Consider the following 15,643-nt stretch of genomic DNA (forward strand, 5'->3'; position numbering starts at 1 on the left):
ACATTCTCAAAGACTTGTGATTTCCCATTCCGAACCTTATAGTTAAGCAATGGCCATACGCGAAATTCTCAAATATCCGCATCCCATTCTTCGTCATCCGGCCAAACCGGTTACCGAATTTAACGAAGAGCTCAAGCAACTGATCTCGGACATGGCGGAAACCATGTATGACGCCCCGGGAGTCGGTCTCGCCGCAAACCAGATCGGCGTGCTGCTCCAGGTGGTGGTGATTGACGTCTCGCCCAAGGACGAGAAGAAGCTGATTCCGCTGATCAACCCCGAAATTCTCGCCGGTGAAGGCAGCCGGGTGGACGAAGAAGGATGCCTCAGCGTGGTTGACTATTGCGCCAATGTAAAACGGTTCGAACGCATCAGGGTACGGGCCTGCCGCCCGGACGGGCAACAGGTTGAATTCGAGGCGGAAGGCTGGTTTGCCCGTGTCATTCAGCACGAGGTGGATCACCTGCACGGCACCCTTTTTATTGACCACCTCAGTTCGCTGAAAAAAGCCCTGTACAAGAAGAAACGCAAGAAACAACTGAGGGAAGAACAGGCGAAAGACCATGATAAATAAAATCAACAGGATTATTTTCATGGGCACCCCCGAATTTGCGGTGCCGACACTGCAGGCCTTGCTCGATCACAATGAAAACGTGGTTGCCGTGGTCACCCAGCCTGACCGCCCCAAGGGTCGGGGCCGCAAACTGTCGTTGCCGCCGGTGAAGATCCTGGCGGAAAGCCATGCCATTCCCGTTCTCCAGCCAACCAAAATCAGGACCGACGACTTTCTTGAAACCATCCGGGAATTTGACCCGGACCTCATCGTGGTCGCCGCTTACGGCCGCATCCTGCCCGGCCCGCTGCTCAACCTGCCGCCGCTCGGCACCATCAACGTCCACGGCTCGCTGCTGCCCAAATACCGGGGCGCCGCCCCCATCCAGCGCGCTATTCTCAACGGCGAAAAGGAAACGGGCATCACCATCATGCAGATGGACGAAGGCATGGACACCGGCGACATCCTGCTGCAGAAAAGCCTGTTCATCAAAAAAAACGACACCTCGGCAACTCTTGCCGCGAAAATGGCGGATCTGGGCGGTCGCCTGCTGATCGAGGCGATTGACCTGCTGCGCAAGGAAAAGCTCCAGCCGGAAAAACAGGACGACTCCCTTGCCACCGATGCGCCGATGCTGGACAAGGATGAAGCCCGGATCGACTGGAAAAAACCGGCCGAGCGGATCAGCTGCCTCATCCGCGGACTTGACCCCTGGCCCCTGGCGTTCACCGAACATGAAGGAGAATGGCTGCGGCTCTTTGCCCCGGAGGTGATCAGCGGCGAACCCACCGAACCGCCCGGCACCCTGTGCCGCGCCGACCGGGACGGCCTGATGATTGCAACCGGCCATGATTACCTGCTGGTGCGGGAAGTGCAGCGCCAGGGCGGCAACCGAATGACGGTGGACGCCTTTCTGCGCGGGCGCCCCCTCCAAACGGGCATCCGCTTCGGCGCACGATGATCATCGCCTACACCGACACCTTTTCCGGCATCAGCGGCGATATGTTTCTCGGTGCACTGATCGACGCCGGACTCCCCCTTGCCACCCTTGCCAACGAACTTGCCGCCCTGCCTGTTGCCGGTTACGAAATCTCGGCGGAAAAAACCGAGGAAAACGGCATCAGCGCCACCCGGGTCAGTATCATTGTCGGCCACGATCACCATCACCGCTCCTGGCGCACCGTCCAAAAACTCCTGCGGGAAAGCGACCTGCGGGACCGGATCAAACAAAACGCCCTGGATATTTTCACCAACCTCGCCGCAGCCGAGGCACGGGTGCACGGCTGCGCCGTCGATGATGTTCATTTTCATGAGGTCGGGGCCGTCGACGCCATCGTCGACATCATCGGCGCGGCCATCGGCATGGATTATTTCGCCATCGAGCAGCTCACCTCATCCCCGCTCCCCCTCTCCCACGGCTGGGTGCAGTGCGCCCACGGCACGCTGCCCCTGCCCGCTCCCGCTGTCTGCGAATTGACAAAGGATATCCCGGTTTACGGCGTTGATCTGCAACAGGAACTGGTTACACCCACCGGTGCGGCCATCATCAAAAGCTGCTGCCGCGGCTTTGGCCCCTTTCCCGCCATGCGCATCAAACAGGTGGGGTATGGCGCGGGCAGCCGCAAACGTGACGACAGTCGGCCCAATCTGCTGCGCCTGGTCATCGGCGAATCGTTTTCCGCCAGGGAAGCCCAGGAGGTGGAGGTGATCGAAACCCATCTGGACGACTGGCAGCCCGAGGGCTTTCCCTATGTCAGCGAACAACTCTTTGCCCAAGGCGCGCTGGATGTGGCGATCATCCCCATGCAGATGAAAAAGGGCCGTCCCGGCTTTCTTCTGCGGGTGGTGAGCGAACCTGCCCTGTCCTGGGAGCTGCAACGCATCATCCTCAACGAGACAAGCGCCATCGGCCTGCGTTACCGCAAGGAATCGCGCTGGACGCTGGCCCGTTGCCAGGGCTTTATTTCCACCCCGCTCGGCCCCGTTGCGGTGAAAAAGGTAACAACCCCGGCGGGCAAAGAAGTGCTCTATCCGGAATATGAGGATTGTCGGCGCATAGCCGCGGAAAAGAACATCCCCCTGCGGGAGATTTACGGGATGGTGGGCGCGGCCCAACCGGAAAACTTCCAGGAGAGGACCTGATGGACAAACTGATCATGCTGGTCGCCACCGGCTTCTACACCGGCCACCTGCCGAAGGCGCCCGGCACGTGGGGAACCCTGGTCGCTTTCCCGCTTCATTTTCTGCTGCTCCGTCTGCCGGGGGGAATGTATTACCCGGCGCTCGGCATCATCTTTCTCCTTGCCGTTTTTACCGCCGGCAGCGCCGAGAAAATCATTGATCGCGCCGACCCGGGCCTGATCGTCATTGATGAAATCATCGGCATGCTGATCGGCCTCATCGCCGTGCCCTTGAAACCAGTCCCCCTGCTCTGCGCCTTTTTGCTCTTCCGTGTTTTCGACGTCCTCAAGCCGTTTCCGGTGGGCTGGGTCGACTCCCGCCTGCACGGCGGGCTCGGCATCGTCCTGGACGACGTGGTGGCCGGCATCTACACCCTGCTTGTCATGCAGTTCCTCAAATACTTCCTCGCCTGGTAGAACGAACGAGATTTACAGCGCCGCGACCGTTGACCAGGCCGAGACGAACGTGAAAACCATTTCCACACAAAGGATAAATTTTCTCCTTTTGGGAAATAGGTTGACTTTTCCCTATGAATTATCCTATCTGTTAAATCAAGGACGATCGGGATATCTTATCGTAAATACAGTGTTAATTCCATCTCAAACCAAGAGAAGCAGTGATTTGGAAGTTAAGCGCACCTCTCAAATAATTAATTTGGATGCATGCAATGCGGTTAAGCAGCGAGGAAATAGCGAATGAAAATCGAATCAATAAGGTTAAAGAATTTTAAGGCCTTTCAAGACGCTGAACTGACGAATCTGCCTAATTTCTGTGTTGTTGTCGGCGCTAATGGTACTGGAAAAAGTACCATTTTCAGTGTGTTTGGTTTTCTCCGCGATGCGCTCACTACTAATGTAAATACTGCCTTAATGAAGCTCGGTGGAAGTCGGGGATTTCAAGAAGTACGTAGTCGTAATTCCAAAGGTCCAATTGAAATAGAGCTGAAGTTCCGCGCAAAACCCGATAGTCCCTTAACCACTTATTTCCTGCAGATTGGTGAAAAAAAAGGCAAGGCATTAGTGGAACGGGAGGTTCTTAAATACAGAAGGGGGAGCAGCGGCCAGCCTTGGCACTTTCTTGATTTTACCCGAGGCAAAGGGACAGCAGCTACAAATGAATTTGATCCCGTATCTAATGTAAAGGAATTGAACAGGGAAGAACAAACGCTGAAATCAACCGACATCCTCGCCGTCAAAGGATTAGCGCAGTTTGCGAGATTTCCGGCAGTTATGGCACTCGGCAATCTCATCGAAAATTGGCATGTTTCCGATTTCCATATCAGCAAGGCACGGCCGGAACAGGAAGCAGGATATGCTGAACATCTGTCCCGCGAAGGCGAAAACCTGTCCTTGGTTATTCAATACCTGCACAATCATCATGAAAAAATTTTTCAAAAGATTCTCGATCTTCTTAAAAAGAGAGTACCCGGCATTTCCCATGTCGATTCCAAAACTACTGAAGAGGGACGAGTCCTTCTGAAGTTCCAGGACGGCGTGTTTGAAGATCCTTTTCTCGCCCGGTACGTTTCCGACGGCACCATCAAGATGCTTGCTTACCTAACTCTTCTTTATGACCCAACCCCACATCCGTTGCTGTGCGTGGAAGAGCCGGAGAACCAGCTCTATCCGAAACTCTTATGGGAACTTGCCGAGGAATTCCGAGCTTATGCCAATCGAGGTGGGCAGGTTTTTGTCTCAACACATTCTCCGGATTTCTTGAACGCGGCAAGAATTGATGAGGTGTTCTGGCTGGTAAAAAAAGATGGCTATTCCCAAATCCGGCGAGCAAAGGATGACGAACAGCTCACAGCGTATATGGCCCAAGGCGATCAGATGGGGTACCTCTGGGAGCAAGGTTTTCTTGAAGGAGCCGATCCTCGATGAAAACCATTGTTTTTTTTCTTGAAGAGCCATCAGCGCGAGAAATGCTTGCCGGGATTCTTCCACGTATCCTCCCTGATGATATGCGGATTCGCTATGTTGTTTTTCAGGGAAAGCAAGACCTGGAGAAAAACCTAAAAGCGAAATTGCAGGGCTGGATGCTGCCGGACTCCATCTTTGTTGTAATGCGTGATCAGGATTCAGGTGATTGCAGGGCAATAAAAACAAAGTTGGTCGGACTCTGCCGCGAGGCTGGAAAGGATGGAGTCCTGGTTCGCGTTGTTTGTCGGGAATTAGAGAGTTTTTATCTGGGCGATCTGGCTGCCGTGGAAAAGGGGCTTGGCCTCAAAGGGCTTAAAAGAATGCAACAGGGAAAGAAGTTTCGGAACCCCGATGCTCTGGGTAATCCAGCCGTTGAGTTATTCAGACTTACCAGCAATACGTATGATAAAGTGTCAGGCTCTCGTGCGATCGCTCCCTATTTGAATTTAAAATCCAACTGCTCCAAAAGTTTCAACGTGCTCTTGTCTGGAATCAACAATCTGATAGAGCCATGAAAATGGAGCCATCCCAAGCAAAGTTGACAGAGAGCTGGTACCACAATTCCGGACAGTGCGTTAAGGTGGAGAACACACACTGACCAAGGAGAGTCCCAATGAGCAAAACGAAACGACAGCGGGGAATCGTGTTCATGGCGTTCGCCTCGGCAATGAGCCAAGGGCAGACCTGTCCCTTTTCCTGACAAACTTTTGGCATACAGAGAGGCGTTAATACATATGACGACCATCGAATATCTCACTGCAATTTTAGTTTTTATAACTGCCATTTACGCGTATCTAACTCATCGCATGGCCAAAGCGGCCGATGCTTCAGTGCAGGCGGTCATCGCACAATCAGAGGCGATGATGCGCCCGTACGTAACAATTTCACCATGGGTCCGTCCGTTTTCCTCATTTTTCTACCTTCGAATAACCAACACCGGCCGCACAGCTGCGGAGAAGGTTCACTTGACAATTGATCGGGACTTTTTTCAATGGGGCAACACAGGCCCTGATGCCAACCTTCGCACCAAAACTGCATTCTCGCAGCCGATTGACAGCTTGGCGCCGGGAGCCGAGATGCTCTTCGCGTTGGGTCAGAGTTGGGTTGTACTTGGAAAGGACGCCAAGCCCGAAGTTACTCCACCGCAATTTAGCGTGACGGCGACCTATGAATATTCTGGTCGAAAGGTAACCGAGGTTTCTCGGGTCGACCTACGTCCATATATCGGGTCTACCAGCGAGGGTAATCCCATTGTTGAAGAATTGGAACGAATTCGAAAAGTTATGGAAAAAATATCATCAGTTCCGCAATAAATGGGGTCAAAATTCAAGGGACACCAAAATTCACACCAAAATTCACACCATTCAAGCACACCATTCAAGGGACAACCATTCAAGGGACAACCATTCAAGGGACAACCATTCAAGGGACACCATACTTATTTATTGACGTCACGGCTGGTTCAGGAATAGACTTGAGATTATGGCACGAATAGCACGAGTTGTCGTACCCGGCACTCCCCATCACATCACCCAGCGTGGCAATCGCCGCATGGAGACCTTCTTTGCGGAGAGGGATTATCATGAGTACCTCTCTCTGATGGCCGAGTGGTGTAACCGCTGCAAAAAAAAGAAAAGGGGTCGGGGGTCGGATTTATTTTTGAGCTGCCACCTCCTCGGCCAATGAAAAATTCACCGGCGTAGCGTAGCGGAGACCGGTGGAATGGCTGATTGGCGTCTTTCCCTTCTTATCCGATGATCGGCTGCAGGACTTCCTGGAGTGTGGAATATCAAATGGGGACAAACCCCAATAAAATCGAGTAATTCAAGCCTTTCAGAAAAGCAGACCTGGCCCGGTAATTACGGCTACGACTCTCGTGATCGGTCGGACTTCCGGCCCCCCCCCCCCGAAAATCGCCCAGCAGAAATTAGAAGGAATGCGCCAATGATCGCAAAAATAATACGAGCGCTATGGATTGGGGCGACGGTTTTCGTGCTTGCGGTCACGCTTTATGCATTCGATGGAAAGCCTGATAGCGATATCGGAATTTTCTTCGCGTGGTGTATGTTGCCCCTCTCTTTTCCCGGCGGCCTGCTGGTTTCGTTGGCACATGTGGCGTTATACGATTTTTTTTCCGTCACAATTGAGACTTCCTATCTATCGTTCGTGCTGGACTGGATTGGATTCTTAATCCTCGGCTATCTCCAGTGGTTCAAGCTCGTGCCCTATCTCATCAGCAAGCTACGCGGGTCGAAAAAAATGTAGGTGTGGAGCAAGCGGCGAATGGCAGATAATTCACAATCTTCCGCTAGAAAGTGGTTGAAGGTTTCACAGCTGTTTAAAGTGCTGGCGAAAATATCTTCAATTATGCTCGTCCCGTACGGTTTCTTTATCGGTTTTTTGGGATTAGCCCCACATGGAGATGCCCCTGCTCTTTATAGAGAGCTGGGTGTAGCTATATTTGCATTAGGAATTATTTACTATTTCCCCAATAGCCAGATTGCTACAAGCGGCAAGAAAATTTTTCTATATTTTGGGGCGACCATTTCGCCGATTGTTTTTTTGTTTTTTGCAGCCTTAAAGACAATAATGATTGAGGATGTTTGGTCATTTGTAGCCAGTGGCGGGATCGTTACCTTTTTGATAATGGTGCCAGTATTCTCACTAGCACCATTGTCATTGTGGGCTTTTATAAAAGGTGCCGGGAGACATAAAATTTCTTAAAGTCTTTTCCTGATGCTTTTCCCAAGGGGGCTCCTAGAGGGCAGACGGGTTGGCCGGGTGGGCGCTGTAATCGTAAGTGGTTGGCGGATTTTGCTGGAGAGGATGGTCACCCATTAAAAGGCCCTCGTCAAGAGAAAAAAGTACCCCGTTCAAGAAAAACACTGTTTTCTTGCGAGGGTAAAATGTCCGCTCTTGCACCATATTTGCCAGTGACTTCAAAGCCTTGACCGCATCCGCTATTTCACTTGCCAGGTTGCGGATTTTCTTACCGCTACCGCACCAGTCACCCATGAGGATCAAGAGCCGGGAAAACCTCCACTGAAAAGTCGATTGCGGAGCGCAGAGACCTCAAAATATCTCGGAGCGAAGCAATCTTTCCTTACAGTTTTTTGTTTTCTGCTCCCTGTTCGCAATTGCGAACCCAGAAAATCAGCGGTTCCATGCCGTAGCCAATTATTTGTATCAAATCCGCTGGTTGCAAACCAACCCTTGCTGGTTTACGACATGGGCAGTAACGCATTTGCAATCACGGACAAAACGGTTGCCAATCAAATCTGGTGGTTAATGCCAACCCCCTACACAGGTTCACCGTTCTGGCCAATTTCAGGCAAAGAGCTTTTTCTCATCAAATGCCACACCGTCTCGCATGATGTAATAGGATGCCCTTGCCAATTTGTGCGCCAGGGCAGCGTGAGCCACCATGCGGTTTGCTCTGGCCGCTTTCCTGTTATAAAACGCCTTGGCGGAATCGCTGTATCGTTTTGACAGTTCGGCAGCCTCGGAAAACGCCCATGCCAGGTATTTGTTGCCGTTTTTGGTGTTCCCTTTCCCCTTATTCTTGCTGTTGCTCGTCCATTGGGTCGGCACCTTTCGGCAATACGAGGAAAAAGAACCAACCTTGGAGAATCTGCTTATGTCACCGGTTTCCAGCAGAATGGTCAGCGCCAGGATATTCCCAACTCCCGGAATGGTCTGCAGAGCCAGAAAGGATGTCTTTTCCATCATGCTGCTTTTGATGGAGTGCTCTATCTCTCTGATTTTTCCGGTTAAAAAATCAATGCACTCTTTGCTGACCGTGCCGCTCAATTGCAGATCGCTTTGTCCGGCAAGCAATGGGGTAATGAAATCTTCCTTGACCGCCTTTATCTTTTTCGCATGAAGGCTGCAGCCGCAATTACGGCTAATGATCCCCTGCAGGCTGTTGATGAGTGCTGTACGCAATTGCACCAGATGCCCGCGTTTTCGCAGTAAATCCCGCACTGGCCTGTCATCCTTCGGGTAGATGTAGCCCACAGGCAGAATGCCAAGTCTCAGCATATGAGCCAGCCAGAAGGCATCATGATTATCATCGCTATGCTTGAGCCCTTTGTATTTCTGGATTGCCGCCGGGTTGGCCAGATGCACGTGATAGCCGGCTTCCCTGAGCAGATCAACGAGCCAATACCAGTTGAATGTTGACTCAACGACAACGCCTTCAACTTGCTCCCTGAAAGGTGCAAGTGTTGCAAGAATCGTCTCCGGATGGTTAGGGAGTTTTTTCTTGAACACCCGGTTGTCATTGTCGTCAATGATTGCCAGATAATTGTTGTTTGAGTGCAGATCGATTCCGGTGTAAAGTTTCATAGGCACCTCCATCAGGGTTGAATTGGTCTTCTCCCTTGATTGTACAACCTTCCAGGTTGCAGCGGGAACTGAAACCAGCTCCCGTGAGGTGCCTTTTAGATGATTATCAGGTCTGCTCTTGGCTCTTGGGCAAGGGAAAGAGGGCCAGATTGGCTCTTAGCTCATTGCTGAGGCGGACGCAACGAACACGATGAGAAAATAAGGAGACCACGTTCCCGTCGGCCTCATGACCGGGCTCACCGATCAGGCAGGAGCCCGGACCGCCTTCACTTGTGACAACCGGGGGCAAGTCCTCACCCGCACCGATCCGTTGGGCAAAATCGCGACCAGCACCTACGACAACGACGGCCGGGTCATCGCCATGACCGATCCACGCGGTTTTACCACCGGCTATGAGGATGACGCGGCCGGCAATCTCACCCGCCTCACCTATCCGGGCAACAAAACAGTGACCTACACCTACGACGCCCTGAACCGGCTTGATACCGTCACCATTGACTGGTGCGGTAGCGGCAAGAAAAACCGCAACCCGGCAAGTGAAATAGCGGATGCGGTCAAGGCTTTGACATCACTGGCAAATATGGTGCAAGGGCGGACATTTTGCCCTCGCAATAAAACAGCGTTTTTCTTAAACGGGATACTTTTTTCTCTTGGCGAGGGCCTTTTAATGGGTGACCCCTTTCCGAGATGCAATGGCGAACAGTAACAAAGCGGTTTAATTCCTCTCCTTCTTTTTTGTGCAGGATCATGTGTCTATTCTGTTGTTTCGGTGGATAAAGCCCCTTGTCTTTTGTTCCTGAAAGGCGCATATTGGGAAATAAAGTAGGGAGGTTAAACCAATGTCTAAAACTCGATTAAACATCAGCCTTGATCAAGACATTGCAGACTTTGCCAAAGTTTTCGCGGCCGAAAATCGAACATCTGTTGCCGATATGGTGACTCAGTATTTGCTCACCTTGAAACGCAAAATAGAAGGGAAGGAAACGGAGAAAATTCTGTCAGATCCATCCTTTCAAGCCGCAATGGAAGAAGCACAGGAAAAACTTCGCAAGGGCACCGCAGTATGGCATTCTTATGATGATGTTTTTGGCGGCAGATGAGAGCCGTGTTTGAAAAGGCGTTTCTTGCCGCCATTACAAAGCATTCGTCGATAAAGAAGCTGGTCCAGAAGAAAGTCGACATGATTATCGAGATCCCGATTGCCATGGGAGAACCATTAAAGGGCAATCGGCAGGGTTTCTATTCTTGCCCCGTAAAGCGCAACTTTATCATTATCTATCTGTATTGCGAGTCGTGCAGAAAAAAATCTGACGACTTTGTAGTCGCTTGCTCAGACTGCAAACAATGGCCTGATGATACTATCAAGTTCGTGTTGCTTGGACCTCATGATCAGGATTACGAAAAATAATTGCTTATTTTCCATACAGGTGGGAGTGTTCATGCCATTTTCAGTGCGGTGTGGCATCGCCTGTTTCCCCATCCCCCAAAAGCAAAAAATAAATAAATCCCGATTCGGGGAATGTGAAATTCCTCTCAAAACAGTAACCTACACGTACGACGAGGCCGGCAGGATGACCGGGCTCACCCAGTTCAACATCACGGTGGCCGCCTGCACCCATGATAACGCCAACGGTTGACTGATCTGGTGAACCTGACCGCGCCGGCCGAAAACTCCATCGCCGCCTGTCACTTCACCCGGACAACAACGGCGACCGGATTCAAGAGGCACTGCGCCATGCCGAAGAAGAGCTCAGCCGCCGGGATCAATTGAAAGTAGCCGGTTACGGTCTTGACGAATTGGGCAAGGAGGTGGCCGGTCTTTTTGCTATCGAGCCGGGGCACATTTATTCTACCGGTAAATATCAGAGAATTGTTCAGGCTCGCAGTCTGTTCTGCTCCTGGGCGGTTCGACAATCGGGTTTGACGGCAACATCCCTGGCCAAAAAGCTCCATCTCACCCAGCCCGCTGTCAGTATCGCCGTAAAACGTGACGAGAAGATCGCGCAGGAAGGACGATACGCCCTCGGCAAAACAGGAAAATTATAATTTTATGGACGTCCCCAGTTGACTAAAAAACCAGGTTCATGTCCGCCGGGATGACGGTCCCGGTGTAGTAGGTCTCCGGATCGGCCAGGACCACTCCTTCGACAAAGTCGTCGTCCTTGAAACCGAAGACCACCTTATTCAGGGGGCAGGCGAGCAGGCTGGCCCCCTCCATGTGCAGCATGAGCAGCATATCCTCCGGCATCGGCAGGTTCATGGACTCCATGCGGTCCATCACCTTTTTCTGCTCATCCTCCGGTTGGTCCGGCAGGCACTTGAGATGGTTGATCTTCTCCTTGTGCACCGCATTGATTCCCCGCGAGCCGAAAAAGATCGTGACCTCGGCCCCGGCCCGTTGCAGGCTGATGGCGGTCATCAGGCCGTTAAAGACTTGGCAGAGTTCGTCATGGAAGATCATGATTGACACCTTCTTTTTTCCCGGCATAACGCTACCTCCGAGGGGTATTGGGGACGTCCATTAAATTACAAATTAATCATTGCCGGGCGAGTTGCTATACCGGCAACATGGCGGTACAGGGATGGGGGGGCAGATCCGCTCTTGACTTTTCGTGGTTATGCAAAAGTCAAACTATTTCCCTGATGTTCCCCAGAAAGAAAGCCCACCATAAATCTCTGTAATCAGCAGGTGAGATGAAACCCGGCGGCGATGTTTTTCCCCGCATCAAACAGCCGGTTGAAGGTTGCTACCGCTTTCGCGGTCGGCTCTTCAATCAGTGCGATCCCCAGTCGCCCCAACTCGTCCTTCAGCTCAGCCGTCACCCGCATCATGCCCGGATTTCCCTGGCCGATGATTACGACGTGCGGTTTGACCGCAAGAATATCGACAATATCATCCTGTTCGACGGCGTGCCCTGCCTTTCTCCACCAATGCGAAATCACTTTCCCATTGATAATTTTCAAATCCGAGGTGTAGGCTGTCCCGGCAATGACGATCCTGCCGAATGAATAGTTTTCCATCATGACCCGTCGACCAGCTCCTCCCGCTTAAAGACAACACTGATCGGCACGTCCAGCATATTCACCTTCAGAAATTTCCGTATCCTTTCAACGCCTTCACCATGCTGGGTGTCGATCATGACGACGATCTTTTTTATCTCCCCTCCAAGCTGCATGACCTCCTGGACAGAACGAAGAATAAGATCGCCGGAGGCCACCACGTCTCCGGCCAGGGCGACCCGATCCCCACCCTTGATCCGCGATTCGATCCATTTGGGATCATGCAGATTGCCTTCCTTCTTCATGCTGTCCCGGATATAAAACACACCGATCTTCTTTAAAAAGGCGGCGCGGCATAAAATGGAGGCAATGCCGTGGGAAGGGCCGCCAAGGGCATGAATATCAAGATCCTTTATTTCATCATAAAGCACCTGGCCGGCCAGCTCCACCCCCTTGTGTTTCAAGGAAATTTCCAGGAAATCAAAATAGCTGGTGACAATGCCCGCCGGCGTTTTGAAAAGGCTGTCCTTTTTATAGGCGCGTTCCCGGATGAGCTGCTTTAAACGTTCCCTGGCATTTTGCCCATTTTCATCTGAATCCATGTCTTCCCTCTTCCCCGCGCCCCGTTATTCCCGCCCTGCCTCACAGCACGGCAACCACTTTTTCCACATCATCCACCAGTTCTTCAACCGTATCGTACCAGACGCTTGCCCCCTGGGAAAAGTGCATGAAAATATTGTTCATCTCCGGCGGGATATAGGGATACAGCTTGCGGAGATTGACCACCCGGTTTTTGGAGAGCAGTGAATAATCCTCCGGCTCAATTGTCGCCAGCACCTTTTCCCCGAGGGAGGGCTCATCAACGATTTCACGGGGATGATAGTTGCCCCGGGCCACCAGAAACATGAGCATATTGCCCAGCTCCAGCAGATCAAGGGCAAAGGGCCGTTCCGGCAGGTAAAACTCATAGTCGAAATCTATCCAGCGGAACATGCCGGTTTCATATTCCACCAGGATATGGTCACGGCGGATGTCGCCATGACGGAAGCCGGCCTCGTGCAACTGCTGAATCGCCCTGGCGCAGGCGACATATTCCCGCAGAACACCGGGCAGAATGGATTCAAAATAGTCCCGGTGGCCGCAGTCATCCCGATAGATATGTTTGTCAAGCCTGCGGCCGCTGATGATATCGAGAATCCGCACCAGGTTGCCGGCCTCGTCTTCCACCGCATAGCCCTGCATGAAACGTTCCTGCCCATGGGTCAGCTCAAGAATCCGCGCCTCTTTTTCCGGGCTGCGATAGCAGGGAATGGTAAAATGGCCGACGGTGACGGAAAACACCTCATGAAAAACAAGCTTGAGGATGTAGGAAACACCGCTTTCCAGATCAGACACCTTGGGCACCCACTGCTTCGGCTGGTCATCGACCCCGAAGCGCCCTTCAACCGTATGGCCGGTGACGAGAAAATAGCGGTTATCGGCGACAATGATATCGCCGTAATCAATGGAGCTGAAATTCGAGGTATCGCCGTAAACCTTCGGCTGTCGTCGCAAAGATTTGCCGATTCGATGCTCCCGGAAAAGGGAAACGATACGGTCCGGTATGTCCTGTAATGTTTTCGGCATGCGGATCTCCCGTCAGGAATGCAATCAGGACACAATCCACACGGTGAAATCTCGGCTTTCCCGCAGAACCGCGGTGGAAACACTGCCGAAAAGAAATTCTTCCGCTTTGGAAATGCCGCGCTTGCCGAGGACCACGGTGCCGAAGCCGCCTTCTTTCTGGACCTGCAGGATCGTTTTGCTGAAGGTTTTGCCGGTGGCCATCAGGCAGGAGGTGGTGATCCGGGTCCCGGCTATGGCGTGGCTGCCGAGCACCTCGACGGCTCGACTGAACACCTGGCGAGCCGCATTCTCCTTTTCATCCCTGTATTCCTGCAGGGTGTGCTTTTCGGTGAAATAATAGGGCGGCGGTTCCGGATACACATGCAGCAGACAGATCTCCGCCTTGTCAATACCGCCGACCACCTCGCCCACATAGTTCAGGACCAGCTCGGAAAGGTTGCTGTCATCCACCGCCACCAGAATCTTATGCCAGTTTGTCATTTGGTTCACCCGGTTTCCGCTGGGAAGCGGCAATCATCAGAATCTCTCTTCCTTGTCGTCAACCATGCCGTAGCTCATCTCCACGCTCTTGATCAGTTCGAACATGGTCTGATGAGTCACGGCCTCAACCCCGTTTCGCTTGCCGTAGCGGTAGAGGATACCGTTCAAGGCGTCAACCTCGGTTTTTCTTTGGTTGATGATATCCTGCAGCATGGGAGAAAGATGGTTGAATGTCCGACGGCAGGTGGCGAGCAGCATGGCATAGAGGTCGGTGGAGCCGAGGACGATGCCGCAGGAATCGGCGATTTCCTCGCCTTCATCCACCAGCCGCTTCAGCAGGGAAATGGACTCCAGGCCCTCGATGAGATGGCCGTTGCGCTGACGCACCACCGCGGAAACGGAATTAATGGCGGCATGAACGATCACCTTGCACCACATGCGGCTGACAATATCATGCACCGGCTCTGTTTCAATGTCGCATTTGTTCAGCAACCCGTTTATTGTCTGCAGCCTGGGACTTATCGTGCCGTCGTCTTCGCCGATTTTGGTCTTGCCGACGCCGTCGTTCACCACCAGGCCCGGCCCCAGAGCCGTTGCCGCCATATTGGTAAAACCGGCGATGATGTTTTTGCGCTCCACAACCCTGCCCATCACTTCAAGATGGCCCAGGCCGTTCAACAGGGTCACCACCGGCGAGGCATCGGCGACCAGATGGGAGACCCCGAGAATAGCCTCATACACATGATAGGACTTGACAGCCATGATCAGCAGATCGCACGCCGCGATTTCCCTGCCGCTGTCCGCGGCCCGGGCCGGATAATAAGTGATCTTCTCCGGCGTCGCATGCTCATGCAAGGTTACCCCGATACCTTTTGCATTGATGGCGGCAACGACCTCGCGGTCCGGCTCGACAAACCAGACATCTTCACCGCCCCTGGCCAGCAATGCCCCGAACAAGCGACCCAAGGCCCCTGCTCCGACAATGACAATTTTCATCTCGACACCCGCCCTTCCCGGTTGATTGGGAGCTGTCACAAAACAGCATCTTCATTTGAGAAATAACGAAACAAGATCATAAATATATCTCATCACATCGGCAAAACCCCTGTCAAACGAAAAAACGGATACCGCGTGAAACATCCGCATCAGCATGATAAAAATATGATTTTCAGGTTGGCGATCATCTTTTCACCTTTCCCTTGACTTCCTTTTTTTTTGCCATTAGTTTGAGGGCACATTTTTCAGGCGCTCTTAACCGAGCTTAATAGGGAACCCTGTGTAAATCAGGGACGGGCCCGCCGCTGTAACCGGGGACGAAGGTCGCACCATGTCACTGGCCCAAATGGGATGACGCTTTTTCAGGGCGCATCGCAGGGCTGGGAAGACGCGACCGCAGGATGATCCGGAAGTCAGAAAACCTGCCTGGAAAGTACGCTTTGTTGCTCCCGTGGATCAGGAGCAGCACACTGCATCTGAGGAAAAATCAGGGAATCCCCGGATCAATTTTTATTGGTCCGGGGATTTTTTTTGTCTG

General features: G+C 52.4%; 22 protein-coding genes, 1 pseudogene and 1 riboswitch. Of the genes and pseudogenes, 15 read left to right on the top strand and 8 right to left on the bottom strand.

From position 1 onward, the window contains the following. Positions 1-49 precede the first annotated feature (49 nt). The 10 genes and pseudogenes from BM485_02325 to BM485_02370 all read left to right on the top strand — a co-directional run bounded on the left by BM485_02325 (position 50) and on the right by BM485_02370 (position 7,380). On the top strand, positions 50-574 hold the full coding sequence (locus BM485_02325; protein OKY76106.1) for a peptide deformylase: 525 nt from the start codon (positions 50-52) through the stop codon (positions 572-574). Next, the gene (locus BM485_02330) at positions 564-1,514 is read left to right on the top strand and encodes a methionyl-tRNA formyltransferase (GenBank protein OKY76107.1); all 951 of its coding nucleotides are present in this window, start codon (positions 564-566) and stop codon (positions 1,512-1,514) included. Before BM485_02325 ends, BM485_02330 begins: the two co-directional genes overlap by 11 nt. Next, positions 1,511-2,695 carry a TIGR00299 family protein gene (locus BM485_02335; GenBank protein ID OKY76108.1) on the top strand — a complete coding sequence of 395 codons (1,185 nt, stop codon included), beginning with the start codon at positions 1,511-1,513 and terminating at the stop codon, positions 2,693-2,695. Before BM485_02330 ends, BM485_02335 begins: the two co-directional genes overlap by 4 nt. Then, positions 2,695-3,150, top strand: a complete 456-nt coding sequence (locus BM485_02340) for a phosphatidylglycerophosphatase A (GenBank protein OKY76109.1) — start codon at positions 2,695-2,697, stop codon at positions 3,148-3,150. Before BM485_02335 ends, BM485_02340 begins: the two co-directional genes overlap by 1 nt. Positions 3,151-3,429: 279 nt before the next feature. After that, positions 3,430-4,617, top strand: a complete 1,188-nt coding sequence (locus BM485_02345) for a chromosome segregation protein SMC (protein ID OKY76110.1) — start codon at positions 3,430-3,432, stop codon at positions 4,615-4,617. Beyond that, positions 4,614-5,171, top strand: a complete 558-nt coding sequence (locus tag BM485_02350; GenBank protein ID OKY76111.1) for a hypothetical protein — start codon at positions 4,614-4,616, stop codon at positions 5,169-5,171. Before BM485_02345 ends, BM485_02350 begins: the two co-directional genes overlap by 4 nt. 219 nt (positions 5,172-5,390) lie before the next feature. After that, positions 5,391-5,969: a hypothetical protein gene (locus BM485_02355; GenBank protein OKY76112.1), complete on the top strand. Its 579-nt coding sequence runs from the start codon at positions 5,391-5,393 to the stop codon at positions 5,967-5,969. A 169-nt stretch (positions 5,970-6,138) separates the two neighbouring features. After that, positions 6,139-6,270, top strand: a pseudogene (locus BM485_02360) (transposase). Positions 6,271-6,600: 330 nt separating this feature from the next. Continuing rightward, positions 6,601-6,921 (top strand): hypothetical protein, encoded by a 321-nt coding sequence (locus tag BM485_02365; protein OKY76113.1) that lies wholly within the window; start codon positions 6,601-6,603, stop codon positions 6,919-6,921. Positions 6,922-6,939: 18 nt separating this feature from the next. Next, positions 6,940-7,380 (top strand): hypothetical protein, encoded by a 441-nt coding sequence (locus tag BM485_02370; GenBank protein OKY76114.1) that lies wholly within the window; start codon positions 6,940-6,942, stop codon positions 7,378-7,380. Between the two features lie 33 nt (positions 7,381-7,413). On the opposite strand, the gene BM485_02375 is transcribed toward BM485_02370, so the two are convergent. Together BM485_02375 and BM485_02380 are read right to left on the bottom strand one after the other, a co-directional pair. Further along, positions 7,414-7,671, bottom strand: a complete 258-nt coding sequence (locus tag BM485_02375) for a hypothetical protein (GenBank protein OKY76115.1) — start codon at positions 7,669-7,671, stop codon at positions 7,414-7,416. Between the two features lie 312 nt (positions 7,672-7,983). Continuing rightward, positions 7,984-9,003, bottom strand: coding sequence for an IS110 family transposase (locus BM485_02380; GenBank protein OKY76116.1), 1,020 nt, complete (start codon positions 9,001-9,003; stop codon positions 7,984-7,986). A gap of 226 nt (positions 9,004-9,229) precedes the next feature. Between BM485_02380 and BM485_02385 the strand changes: the two genes are divergently transcribed. The 5 genes from BM485_02385 (at position 9,230) to BM485_02405 (ending at position 11,049) form a co-directional block, all read left to right on the top strand. Next, positions 9,230-9,709, top strand: a complete 480-nt coding sequence (locus BM485_02385; GenBank protein OKY76117.1) for a hypothetical protein — start codon at positions 9,230-9,232, stop codon at positions 9,707-9,709. A 133-nt stretch (positions 9,710-9,842) separates the two neighbouring features. Then, complete coding sequence (locus BM485_02390; protein ID OKY76118.1) at positions 9,843-10,103, top strand: hypothetical protein; 261 nt, start codon at positions 9,843-9,845, stop codon at positions 10,101-10,103. Next, on the top strand, positions 10,100-10,411 hold the full coding sequence (locus BM485_02395; GenBank protein OKY76119.1) for a hypothetical protein: 312 nt from the start codon (positions 10,100-10,102) through the stop codon (positions 10,409-10,411). Before BM485_02390 ends, BM485_02395 begins: the two co-directional genes overlap by 4 nt. Before the next feature lie 31 nt (positions 10,412-10,442). After that, complete coding sequence (locus BM485_02400) at positions 10,443-10,640, top strand: hypothetical protein (protein ID OKY76120.1); 198 nt, start codon at positions 10,443-10,445, stop codon at positions 10,638-10,640. A 130-nt stretch (positions 10,641-10,770) separates the two neighbouring features. Then, positions 10,771-11,049 carry a hypothetical protein gene (locus BM485_02405; protein OKY76121.1) on the top strand — a complete coding sequence of 93 codons (279 nt, stop codon included), beginning with the start codon at positions 10,771-10,773 and terminating at the stop codon, positions 11,047-11,049. Positions 11,050-11,071: 22 nt separating this feature from the next. On the opposite strand, the gene BM485_02410 is transcribed toward BM485_02405, so the two are convergent. From BM485_02410 to BM485_02435, 6 genes are all read right to left on the bottom strand, one after another. Continuing rightward, positions 11,072-11,491, bottom strand: coding sequence for a hypothetical protein (locus BM485_02410; GenBank protein OKY76122.1), 420 nt, complete (start codon positions 11,489-11,491; stop codon positions 11,072-11,074). Positions 11,492-11,685: 194 nt separating this feature from the next. Continuing rightward, on the bottom strand, positions 11,686-12,027 hold the full coding sequence (locus BM485_02415) for a hypothetical protein (GenBank protein ID OKY76123.1): 342 nt from the start codon (positions 12,025-12,027) through the stop codon (positions 11,686-11,688). Continuing rightward, entirely contained in the window at positions 12,024-12,605 is a 582-nt protein-coding gene (locus tag BM485_02420; protein OKY76124.1) for a hypothetical protein, read from the bottom strand. The genes BM485_02415 and BM485_02420 overlap by 4 nt, the downstream gene beginning before the upstream one ends. A gap of 40 nt (positions 12,606-12,645) precedes the next feature. Next, on the bottom strand, positions 12,646-13,629 hold the full coding sequence (locus BM485_02425; GenBank protein ID OKY76125.1) for a hypothetical protein: 984 nt from the start codon (positions 13,627-13,629) through the stop codon (positions 12,646-12,648). Between the two features lie 24 nt (positions 13,630-13,653). Further along, complete coding sequence (locus BM485_02430; GenBank protein OKY76126.1) at positions 13,654-14,142, bottom strand: hypothetical protein; 489 nt, start codon at positions 14,140-14,142, stop codon at positions 13,654-13,656. A 3-nt stretch (positions 14,143-14,145) separates the two neighbouring features. Next, positions 14,146-15,105, bottom strand: coding sequence for a hypothetical protein (locus BM485_02435; protein ID OKY76127.1), 960 nt, complete (start codon positions 15,103-15,105; stop codon positions 14,146-14,148). 230 nt (positions 15,106-15,335) lie between these two features. Then, a riboswitch (cobalamin riboswitch) is annotated at positions 15,336-15,550 on the top strand. Positions 15,551-15,643: the final 93 nt, after the last annotated feature.

It is taken from the genome of Desulfobulbaceae bacterium DB1, from assembly GCA_001914235.1.
Classification (GTDB): Bacteria; Desulfobacterota; Desulfobulbia; order Desulfobulbales; family SURF-16; genus DB1.

Excerpts from the sequence above, each read along its gene's own strand:
- BM485_02325 (OKY76106.1), top strand. The coding sequence starts at position 50 with ATGGCCATACGCGAAATTCTCAAATATCCGCATCCCATTCTTCGTCAT.
- BM485_02330 (OKY76107.1), top strand. The coding sequence starts at position 564 with ATGATAAATAAAATCAACAGGATTATTTTCATGGGCACCCCCGAATTT.
- BM485_02335 (OKY76108.1), top strand. The coding sequence starts at position 1,511 with ATGATCATCGCCTACACCGACACCTTTTCCGGCATCAGCGGCGATATG.
- BM485_02340 (OKY76109.1), top strand. The coding sequence starts at position 2,695 with ATGGACAAACTGATCATGCTGGTCGCCACCGGCTTCTACACCGGCCAC.
- BM485_02345 (OKY76110.1), top strand. The coding sequence starts at position 3,430 with ATGAAAATCGAATCAATAAGGTTAAAGAATTTTAAGGCCTTTCAAGAC.
- BM485_02350 (OKY76111.1), top strand. The coding sequence starts at position 4,614 with ATGAAAACCATTGTTTTTTTTCTTGAAGAGCCATCAGCGCGAGAAATG.
- BM485_02355 (OKY76112.1), top strand. The coding sequence starts at position 5,391 with ATGACGACCATCGAATATCTCACTGCAATTTTAGTTTTTATAACTGCC.
- BM485_02365 (OKY76113.1), top strand. The coding sequence starts at position 6,601 with ATGATCGCAAAAATAATACGAGCGCTATGGATTGGGGCGACGGTTTTC.
- BM485_02370 (OKY76114.1), top strand. The coding sequence starts at position 6,940 with ATGGCAGATAATTCACAATCTTCCGCTAGAAAGTGGTTGAAGGTTTCA.
- BM485_02375 (OKY76115.1), bottom strand. The coding sequence starts at position 7,671 with ATGGGTGACTGGTGCGGTAGCGGTAAGAAAATCCGCAACCTGGCAAGT.
- BM485_02380 (OKY76116.1), bottom strand. The coding sequence starts at position 9,003 with ATGAAACTTTACACCGGAATCGATCTGCACTCAAACAACAATTATCTG.
- BM485_02385 (OKY76117.1), top strand. The coding sequence starts at position 9,230 with ATGACCGGGCTCACCGATCAGGCAGGAGCCCGGACCGCCTTCACTTGT.
- BM485_02390 (OKY76118.1), top strand. The coding sequence starts at position 9,843 with ATGTCTAAAACTCGATTAAACATCAGCCTTGATCAAGACATTGCAGAC.
- BM485_02395 (OKY76119.1), top strand. The coding sequence starts at position 10,100 with ATGAGAGCCGTGTTTGAAAAGGCGTTTCTTGCCGCCATTACAAAGCAT.
- BM485_02400 (OKY76120.1), top strand. The coding sequence starts at position 10,443 with ATGCCATTTTCAGTGCGGTGTGGCATCGCCTGTTTCCCCATCCCCCAA.
- BM485_02410 (OKY76122.1), bottom strand. The coding sequence starts at position 11,491 with ATGCCGGGAAAAAAGAAGGTGTCAATCATGATCTTCCATGACGAACTC.
- BM485_02415 (OKY76123.1), bottom strand. The coding sequence starts at position 12,027 with ATGATGGAAAACTATTCATTCGGCAGGATCGTCATTGCCGGGACAGCC.
- BM485_02420 (OKY76124.1), bottom strand. The coding sequence starts at position 12,605 with ATGGATTCAGATGAAAATGGGCAAAATGCCAGGGAACGTTTAAAGCAG.
- BM485_02425 (OKY76125.1), bottom strand. The coding sequence starts at position 13,629 with ATGCCGAAAACATTACAGGACATACCGGACCGTATCGTTTCCCTTTTC.
- BM485_02435 (OKY76127.1), bottom strand. The coding sequence starts at position 15,105 with ATGAAAATTGTCATTGTCGGAGCAGGGGCCTTGGGTCGCTTGTTCGGG.